The sequence below is a fragment of the Arenibaculum sp. genome (assembly GCF_035998295.1).
Classification (GTDB): Bacteria; Pseudomonadota; Alphaproteobacteria; order Azospirillales; family Azospirillaceae; genus DASYHS01.
The window spans coordinates 21538-29705 of record NZ_DASYHS010000029.1 but is presented as its reverse complement, the minus strand read 5'-3'; the positions used below and the strand labels follow the sequence as shown (position 1 = coordinate 29705).

Below are 8168 nucleotides of genomic sequence, written 5' to 3'. Positions count from 1 at the left end.
GCGCGCTATCCCAGCCTGTGCGACCGGCCGGTCCTGGTGACCGGCGGCGCGACCGGGATCGGTGCCGCCATCGTCGAGCATTTCGCCGCCCAGGGCGCGCGCGTCTGCTTCATCGACATCGACGAGGCGGCGGGGGATGCGCTCGCGGCGGGCCTGCGGGCGGACGCGCGCCACCCGCCGGCCTTCCTGCCCTGCGACCTGCGCGACGTCGCGGCCCTGGAGGCCGCGGTCGAGGAGGCGGCCCGCCGGCACGGACCGGCGGCGGTGCTCGTCAACAACGCCGCCGACGACGAGCGCCATCGGCCCGAGGACACGACGGTGGCGCTGTGGGACGACCGCATGGCGGTCAACCTCCGGCCGATGTTCTTCGCCGCCCGCGCCGTGGCGCCCGGAATGAGAGAGGCCGGCGGCGGCTCGATCGTGAATTTCGGCTCGATAAGCTGGATGCTCGGCCAGGGCGGCATGCCGGCCTACACGACGGCCAAGGCCGCGGTCCACGGGCTGACCCGGGGACTCGCCCGCGACTGGGGAGACGCGCGCATCCGCGTCAACACCGTCAGCCCCGGCTGGGTGATGACCGAGCGCCAGGTCCGGCGCTGGCTGACCCCGGAGGGCGAGCGCGCGCTGCATGCCGGCCAGTCCCTGCCGGACAAGATCCTGCCGCCGGACGTCGCGCGCCTCGTCCTGTGGCTCGCCGCGGACGACAGCCGGATGGTGACGGCTCAGAACTTCGTCGTCGACGGGGGATGGGCGAATGCCTGACGCCCCGCCGTACGGCCCCATCGCAAGGAGGGCGGCCATGCGCGTGCTGATGCCGGATGCCCAGTTCGCCGATCCCGCCGAGATCGAGCGTGCGGTCGCCGTCGGGGTCGACTTCTCCGTCCACCGGCCGGAGCGCCAGGAGGACGTGCCGGAAGCGGACTGGACGTCGTGCGACGGCATCATCTGCTACCACGAGGTGGCGATCGACGCCGCCTGGCTCGCGCGTCTCGACCGGTGCCGCATCATTGTTCGCGCGGGCGTCGGATTCGACAACATCGACCTGCGCGCGGCCGGCGACCGGGGCATCGCGGTCTGCAACGTGCCGGACTACGGAACGACGGACGTCGCGGACCACGCGATCGCGATGATGCTGACGCTGACCCGCGGCACCGCGCAGTACGACAGGGACCTGCGCAACGATCCGGACGTCGGGTGGCGGTTCGACGCGCCGCCGCTGCTGCGCCGGCTGCGGGGCGCGGTGTTCGGCGTCGTCGGCCTCGGCCGCATCGGGCTCGCGGCGGCGACGAGGGCGCGCGCCTTCGGCATGAGGGTGGTCTTCCACGACCCCTACCTGCCGACGGGCTACGACCTCGCGACCGGCTTCGAGCGGATGTCCAGCCTGCGCGAGCTGATGGCGCTGTCGGACGTCGTCAGCCTGCACACGCCCCTCGACGACGGCACGCGCGGCCTGATCGGGGCCGAGGCGCTGGCCGCGGCCAAGCGGGGCCTGATCCTGGTCAACACCGCACGCGGCGCGGTCGTCGACCTGGACGCGCTGCATGCGGCGCTGGGGCAGGGGCGGGTCGCCGGAGCGGCGCTGGACGTCCTCCCGGTCGAGCCGGTCGATGCCGGCCATCCCCTGATCCGCGCCTGGAGGGAGCAGGAGCCGTGGATCGTGGGGCGCATGCTCCTCAGCCCGCATGCGGCCTTCTACTGCCCCGAGAGCATCGCCGATCTGCGCCGGAAATCGGCCGAGATCGCGGCCGCCGGGCTGATCGAGGGCCGGCTCGTCAACTGCGTCAACCGGCCGTGGCTGGGAACGGGGCGGGGCTGGCGGGCGACGCCGTGACGGCGCAGGATCGGACCGGGGCCGCCAGCCGGCGGACGCCGCCGCAAGAACCGTCGGGAAGGAGCAGGCGATGACCGTGGACGAGAGCGTGCTGGCCGCGCTTCGGGCGCTCGACACGCCCACCGTGTGCAACGCGATCGAGGTGCTGGCGCCGGAGCGGCGCGGCCGGGGGTATACGACCCGCCCGCTGGTGAGCTGCACGCCGCAGCTCGGCGCCATGGTCGGCCATGCCGTGACCGGGACCTTGCGGGCGATGCATCCGTCGGGCCTGGACAAGGCCGAGCAGCGCGAACGGCGCCTCGCCTGGTACCGCTACGTCGAGGCGTCGCCGAGGCCGTCGGTCGTGGTGATCCAGGACCTGGACAGCCAGCCGGGCTACGGCTCCTTCTGGGGCGAGGTCAACACGGCCGTCCACCAGGGGCTGGGCGCCGCCGGGGTCGTCACCGACGGCAGCGTGCGCGACCTCGACGCCTGCGCCGAGGGGTTCCACATGCTGGCCGGCCTCGTCGCGCCCTCCCATGCCTGGGTACGGATCGAGGAGTTCGGCATCGCCGTCACCGTGGCCGGAATGACGGTGCGGCCGGGCGACCTCGTTCATGCCGACCGGCACGGCGCCGTGGTCGTCCCGCACGCCATCGCCGCCGATGTGCCGGCGGCGGCGGCGGCGATCGCACGCGGCGAGGCGGTCATCATCGAGGCCGCCCGCAAGCCCGGCTTCACCGTCGACGCGCTGGCCGAGGCGATGCTCCGGCGCGACGACATCCATTGACCGGGCATTGACCGGGCATTGACCGGGCCACCGAAGCGGTCGCTGTAGGACCTCATAGTCCGAAAGGCCTGACGTGCCTCCGATGCGCGGGCGGCCCGCACCTGCTATTCTTTACCGGAACCCAGGGGCGCCGTGGCGGCGACGGCCTCGATTGAGCGAAGGAGGATCGGGAGTGCCTGCCGACAGCGGTGACGGACCGGCGGCCCACCCGCATCGCGGCTTGCTCGGGCAGGTTGCAAACGCGATTGGCTTGCGCATCGTCACCGGCAATCTGCCGCCGGGCTCGGTGCTCCCCAACGAGGCGGCGCTGGGCGCGGAACTGGCGGTCAGCAGGACGGTGCTGCGGGAAGCGATCAAGGTGCTCGGCGCGAAGGGGCTGGTCGAGGCGCGGCCGAGGACGGGTACCCGGGTGCTGCCGCGCAACCGTTGGAATATGCTGGACCCGGACGTGCTGGCCTGGCAGGTCGCGGGCCGGTCGGGGTGGCGGTTCGCGGAGGACCTGCTGGAGGTCCGCAGGATCATCGAGCCTGCGGCGGCCGCGCTTGCGGCCGAGCGCGCCCGGCCGGCGGACATCGCGGCCATGGCCGAGGCGTTCCGGGACATGGAGAGGGTCAGCGACGACCTCAGGGCCAGCATCGAGCCCGACATCAGGTTCCATACCGCCATCCTGTCGGCGACCGGCAACGAGCTGCTGCTGCCGCTGGGCGCCTTGATCGGGACCGCGCTGGCCGCGACCTTCCGGCTGACGACGCTGCGGCCGGGCGCGGTCGGGGACTCGCTGCCCTGGCACCGGGCCGTGCTCGACGCGATCCGCTGCGGCGACGCGGCCGGCGCGAGCGCCGCGATGGGCTTCCTGCTCGCCCGCACCCACGATGACAATTACGATGTGGCCGGGGACGGTGCGCGTGACGAGGGCGCGCATGATGAGGGCGCGGCCGAGGACGGCTCCATGGCGGGCCGGGCCGGCGAACCGGCTCGAACGGGGAGGACGGGAACATGAACGACATCGATCTCGGCGGGCGGCGGGCCGTCGTGACCGGCGGCGCCCAGGGCATCGGCCGGGCGGTGGCCGAACGGCTGCTGCGCTCGGGCGCGGCGGTCAGCCTGTGGGACAGCGGCGGCGAGGTTGCCGAGACGGCGGACGAACTCGCGGCGCTCGGCCCCAGGGTCGAGGCGTGCCAAGTCGACGTGACCGACCCGGCGGCGGTCGAGGCGGCGGCGGCGAGCACGGCGGCGGCGCTCGGCGGGATCGACATCCTGGTGGCCAATGCCGGCATCACCGGGCCCAACATGAAGCTGTGGGAATACCCGGTCGAGGCATGGCGGCAGGTGATCGACGTCGACCTGACCGGCGTCTTCCTGTGCTGCCGGGCCGTCGTGCCGGGGATGATCCGGCAGAACTACGGCCGGATCGTCAGCACCGCCTCGATCGCCGGCAAGGAAGGCAATCCGAACGCATCCGCCTACAGCGCCGCCAAGGCCGGCGTGATCGCGCTGACCAAGTCGCTCGGCAAGGAGCTGGCGGACTACGACATCGCCGTCAACTGCATCAGCCCGGCCGCCGCGCGCACCCGGATCTTCGACCAGATGACCGAGGAGCATATCGGCTACATGCTGTCCAAGATCCCGCGCGGCCGTTTCGTGACGGTCGAGGAAGTGGCGTCGATGGTCGCGTGGCTCGTCTCGGCGGAGAATTCCTTCACGACCGGGGCCGTCTTCGATCTCAGCGGCGGCCGGGCGACCTATTGACCGGTCAGCGGCTCCCGCCGGCCTCGATCCCGGGATAGACGAGCCGGCCCTCCGGGCCGGCCTCGAGGGCGGAGAGGGGCACGCCGCTGCCGTCGTCCTCGATCGCGAGGCCGGGATCGAAGGCGATCCTCAGGAAGACCAGGTTGTCGGAGCGCACGACCTCCTCGACGCGGCCGATGACGGCCCCGTCCTCGCCATGCACGTCCATCCCTTCCAGCCGGGCGAGGGCCTCGAGCATCCGGGGCGAGTTCAGCCCGGCATCCGGTCCGGCAGCACTCAGCCCCGCCAGCAGGTCCTCGATCGCCACGTCCGGGTCGGTGCCCGATCCGGCATCCCGCCGGACATCCGCCTGGGCATGCGCCGTGCCGATGCACGCCGCCAGCAACAGGGCCGCCAGACCCGTGGTCCGCACCGTCATCACCATCCTCCGCTTCCGGATTGCTCTCCGTTGTGAACGCATCGCGGCACGGCTCGGCCCAAGCGGGCCGCGCGCCGGGCTTGCCTTTCGTCGGGATACGGCACGGTGACGGCGGTAGCCCCTTTTCCACACGCCATAGGGTGAAAGAGCCGGCCACTGGGGGCGGGAGGCGGGCTATCATCGCGGCGGTCCGGAGGCCGTTCGCCTCCCCCGCGGACGACGGGTAGAGATGAGCGTGGCGGAAAGCAGAATCGACAGGGAACGGTCCTTCCACAATCATCGCTTCAGCGGCGAGACGCGGGAGGCCCAGGACAAGTACTACAGCGCGATCGCGCACGGGGCCGAGGAATACCTGGCCCTCGTGCGCAGCCTCGCCGCGGGGGCGGACGTCCTGGAATACGGTTGCGCGAAGGGCGGCAACGCGCTGGCGCTCGCCCCGACCTGCCGCACGGTCACCGGCATCGACATCTCCGACGTCGCGATCGACCAGGCCCGCGACGCGGCCGAAGCGGCCGGGCTGGACAACGCGCGCTTCCACGCCATGAACGCCGAAGCCATGTCGTTCGGCGACGCCAGCTTCGACCTGGTGTTCGGCAGCGGCATCATCCACCACCTGAACCTCGAGAACTCCTTCGGCGAGATCGCGCGGGTGCTGCGGCCGGGCGGCAAGGCCGTCTTCTGGGAACCGCTCGGCCACAACCGGCTGATCAACTGGTACCGGCGGCGGACGCCGGAGGCGCGCACGCCCGACGAGCATCCGCTGCTCAGGTCCGACTTCGACGTCGCGCGACGCCATTTCGACCGGGTGGACCTTCGCTTCTACGGCCTGACGACGCTCGCGGGGGTGCCGCTCCGCGGCTCGCGCCTGCACGCGGCGGTGCACGGCGCCACCCGTGCCCTGGACCGGGTCCTGCTGTCCGTGCCCGGGATCACCTGGCAGGCGTGGTACACCCGCATCGTCCTGACCACCCGCACCTGACCCGAGGAGAACATCTTGGCCTTCCGCCGAGGCTCACCCGGCCTGCTCGGCCTCGCCATGCTGGCGTTCGCGGCCGCAGGGGCCGCCAGTTCGGACGCGAGCGCGCCGGACGCCTTCGTCGACGAGATGACGACCCTCGACCCCGCGCGCTGGGTGGTCTCGGATCGCTGGTCGAACGGCAGCTTCGTCGGCGCCGACTGGCGCCGGGAGCAGGTCCGGACGGGCGACGGGTTCGCGACGCTCGTGCTGGACGCCAATCCCGAAGCCAAGGAGGGCTTCTCCTCCGGCGAGATCCAGACCCGCGCCTTCTTCCGGTACGGCTACCTGGAGGCCCGCCTGCAGGCGGCCAGGGGCGACGGCATCGTGACCGGCTTCTTCACCTATACCGGGCCGACCTTCGGCGACCGCTGGGACGAGATCGACGTCGAGATCCTCGGCCGGAATACGCGCAGGGTGGAGTTCAACTACTTCACGGACGGGGCCAATACCGGCGGCGTCGGCATCGACCTGCCGTTCGACGCCGCCGAGGGGCTGCACACCTACGGCATCGAGTGGCTGCCCGACCGGATCAACTGGTACGTGGACGGCAGGCTGCTGCACACCGAGACCGGCGCGCGCGCGCCGCTGCCCGACCGGCCGCAGAAGCTCTACATCGACCTCTGGAACGGCCGTGGCGTCGACGACTGGACGGGCCGCTTCGAGTGGCGCGGCGAGCCGTTCGCGGCCCGGATCGACTGCGTCTCGTACCAGCCCAGGCGAGGCGACGGGCCTTCCTGCTCCGACCCTTTCTGACGGCGCACCAGCCGGCCGGCCAGGACGCCGAGGGCGAGGCCGGCGAGGAAGGCGACGGTTGTCGGGGGCGTCGCGTTCGCGACGTATTTCGCCATGTGGGTGAGGGCCTTCTCGAAGCGCGCCGGCCGCTCCGGGTCCATGAGGCGGCTTTCGATCACCGCCGTCTCGGCTTGCGACAGCTCCCGCGCCTCCAGCGGGCGCAGGGTCCTGCCGGTGTCCTGCCGCAAGGCGTCCACCGCCGCGATCACCGATCCCCGCTCCTCGATCTCCCGGGCCAGACGCTCCGGCGGGACGGCCAGGTGCTCGGCCAGCAGCCGGTGGCGCACGCCGATCACGGCCTGCGCGACGGCGCGCTCGTTGCCGGCGCCGGGGACGGCCTCGACCGCGACGTCGCATTCGGTGTCGAGCCCCATGGAGCGGTTGTTCAGGTTCGACGAGCCGATGCGTAGCAGGCGGTCGTCGACCGTGACCACCTTGGCGTGCACGTAGATGGGAGTGCCGGCCTCGTTGACGGGATAGTAGATCCGAAACCGGCCATAGCGGTCCGCGTCGCGCAGGGCCCGGACGATGTGGGCGCGGGCCGCGTCCATCGTCCATTCCTCCAGCCAGCCGTCGGCCGATTCCGGATTGATCACCACGACCTCCGGACCGTCGGGCTCGGCGAGGCGGCGGAGAAGCGCGTCGCGGACGGCCTGCGAGGCGAAGTACTGGCTCTCCATGTAGATGACGCGCCGGGCCGCCGCGATCGCGGCCAGGTACAGCGCCTCGATCTCGAAGATGCCCTGCCGGCCGTCATAGGGCGGCGCCGTGCGTGCTATCGCGACGTCGACGTCCTCCAGCGTGACTGGCAATCCCTCCGGCCAGCAGCGCTCGCGCAGCCGGGGCGGCCGCGGACGCTTGCCGCCGGCCCGGCGCCAGCGCTCGCGGGCCAGTTCGCCCAGTGCTTGCGCCGCCTCCCCGTCGCAGGCGGTCGTGACGTCGTGGAACGGGCCGTAGGAACTGCCGTCCGGGCGGGTGCGGTACGGGTCCTCCTCGCGATGGTTGCTGGTGTCCCAGCGGTCGGTGGTCATGTCGATGCCGCCGCAGAACGCGACGCTGTCGTCGATCACCAGGATCTTCTGGTGATGGCAGCCGGTCAGGGGGTGGCTGCTGTCGAGCCGGAAATGGATGCGCCGCATCGTGAGCCAGTGCGTCGCCAGCAGCGGGATCACCTGGCTCGTCAGCGTCGTCAGCATCGCCATGTCCCATTTCAGGACATAGGCGTGGACGTGACGCTTCGTCTCGACCAGGTGCTGGACCAGATGACCCAGGCGGTCGGGACCGGCGTCGCGCGGGCCGTCCGGCTCCAGCTTGATGCGCAGGTCGAAATCCCAGCCGATCGCCATGACGATGTTCTCCGCCTCGGCGATCGCCTTCTTCGCCGTCCGGAAATAGTCGTCGGCATCGACGATGACCGAGAACCGGTCGGCCCGCACGATCCGCCAGCAGGTCTTGCCGGGGACCAGGATCCGGTCCGGCATGCCCCGGTCCGGCATGCCGTGGCTCCCGGCGGGATGGTGGTCCTCGACGGCACGCTTTCGGAGCGCGGGCATGGTGGGTCTTCTCCGTCTCTGTCCATCCGGGGCGCTCG

At 71.9% G+C, this 8168-nt stretch carries 8 protein-coding genes and 1 pseudogene; 7 read left to right on the top strand and 2 right to left on the bottom strand.

Features of this window, described 5'->3' with window-relative positions; translation table 11 throughout:
• The 5 genes from VGO20_RS02775 to VGO20_RS02755 form a co-directional block, all read left to right on the top strand.
• A partial coding sequence (locus tag VGO20_RS02775; RefSeq protein ID WP_327500757.1) for an SDR family NAD(P)-dependent oxidoreductase occupies positions 1 to 762 on the top strand: 762 nt, incomplete at its 5' end.
• A gap of 37 nt (positions 763 to 799) precedes the next feature.
• Complete coding sequence (locus VGO20_RS02770) at positions 800 to 1831, top strand: C-terminal binding protein (protein WP_327500756.1); 1032 nt, start codon at positions 800 to 802, stop codon at positions 1829 to 1831.
• Positions 1832 to 1901: 70 nt separating this feature from the next.
• Positions 1902 to 2600 carry an RraA family protein gene (locus VGO20_RS02765; protein WP_327500755.1) on the top strand — a complete coding sequence of 233 codons (699 nt, stop codon included), beginning with the start codon at positions 1902 to 1904 and terminating at the stop codon, positions 2598 to 2600.
• An 82-nt stretch (positions 2601 to 2682) separates the two neighbouring features.
• On the top strand, positions 2683 to 3600 hold the full coding sequence (locus VGO20_RS02760; RefSeq protein WP_327500759.1) for a FadR/GntR family transcriptional regulator: 918 nt from the start codon (positions 2683 to 2685) through the stop codon (positions 3598 to 3600).
• A complete protein-coding gene (locus VGO20_RS02755; RefSeq protein WP_327500754.1) occupies positions 3597 to 4349 on the top strand; it encodes an SDR family NAD(P)-dependent oxidoreductase in 753 nt (250 codons plus the stop codon). Before VGO20_RS02760 ends, VGO20_RS02755 begins: the two co-directional genes overlap by 4 nt.
• 4 nt (positions 4350 to 4353) lie before the next feature.
• On the opposite strand, the gene VGO20_RS02750 is transcribed toward VGO20_RS02755, so the two are convergent.
• A complete protein-coding gene (locus VGO20_RS02750) occupies positions 4354 to 4767 on the bottom strand; it encodes a hypothetical protein (protein ID WP_327500753.1) in 414 nt (137 codons plus the stop codon).
• Positions 4768 to 5002: 235 nt separating this feature from the next.
• Between VGO20_RS02750 and VGO20_RS02745 the strand changes: the two genes are divergently transcribed.
• Together VGO20_RS02745 and VGO20_RS02740 are read left to right on the top strand one after the other, a co-directional pair.
• Positions 5003 to 5746, top strand: a complete 744-nt coding sequence (locus VGO20_RS02745) for a class I SAM-dependent methyltransferase (RefSeq protein ID WP_327500752.1) — start codon at positions 5003 to 5005, stop codon at positions 5744 to 5746.
• Positions 5747 to 5803: 57 nt separating this feature from the next.
• A pseudogene (locus VGO20_RS02740) lies at positions 5804 to 6394 on the top strand (family 16 glycosylhydrolase); the annotation flags it as partial.
• On the opposite strand, the gene VGO20_RS02735 reads toward VGO20_RS02740, so the two are convergent.
• Positions 6394 to 8130 carry a phospholipase D-like domain-containing protein gene (locus VGO20_RS02735; protein WP_327500751.1) on the bottom strand — a complete coding sequence of 579 codons (1737 nt, stop codon included), beginning with the start codon at positions 8128 to 8130 and terminating at the stop codon, positions 6394 to 6396. The pseudogene VGO20_RS02740 and the gene VGO20_RS02735 sit on opposite strands and share 1 nt — an antisense overlap.
• Between the last annotated feature and the right edge of the window lie 38 nt (positions 8131 to 8168).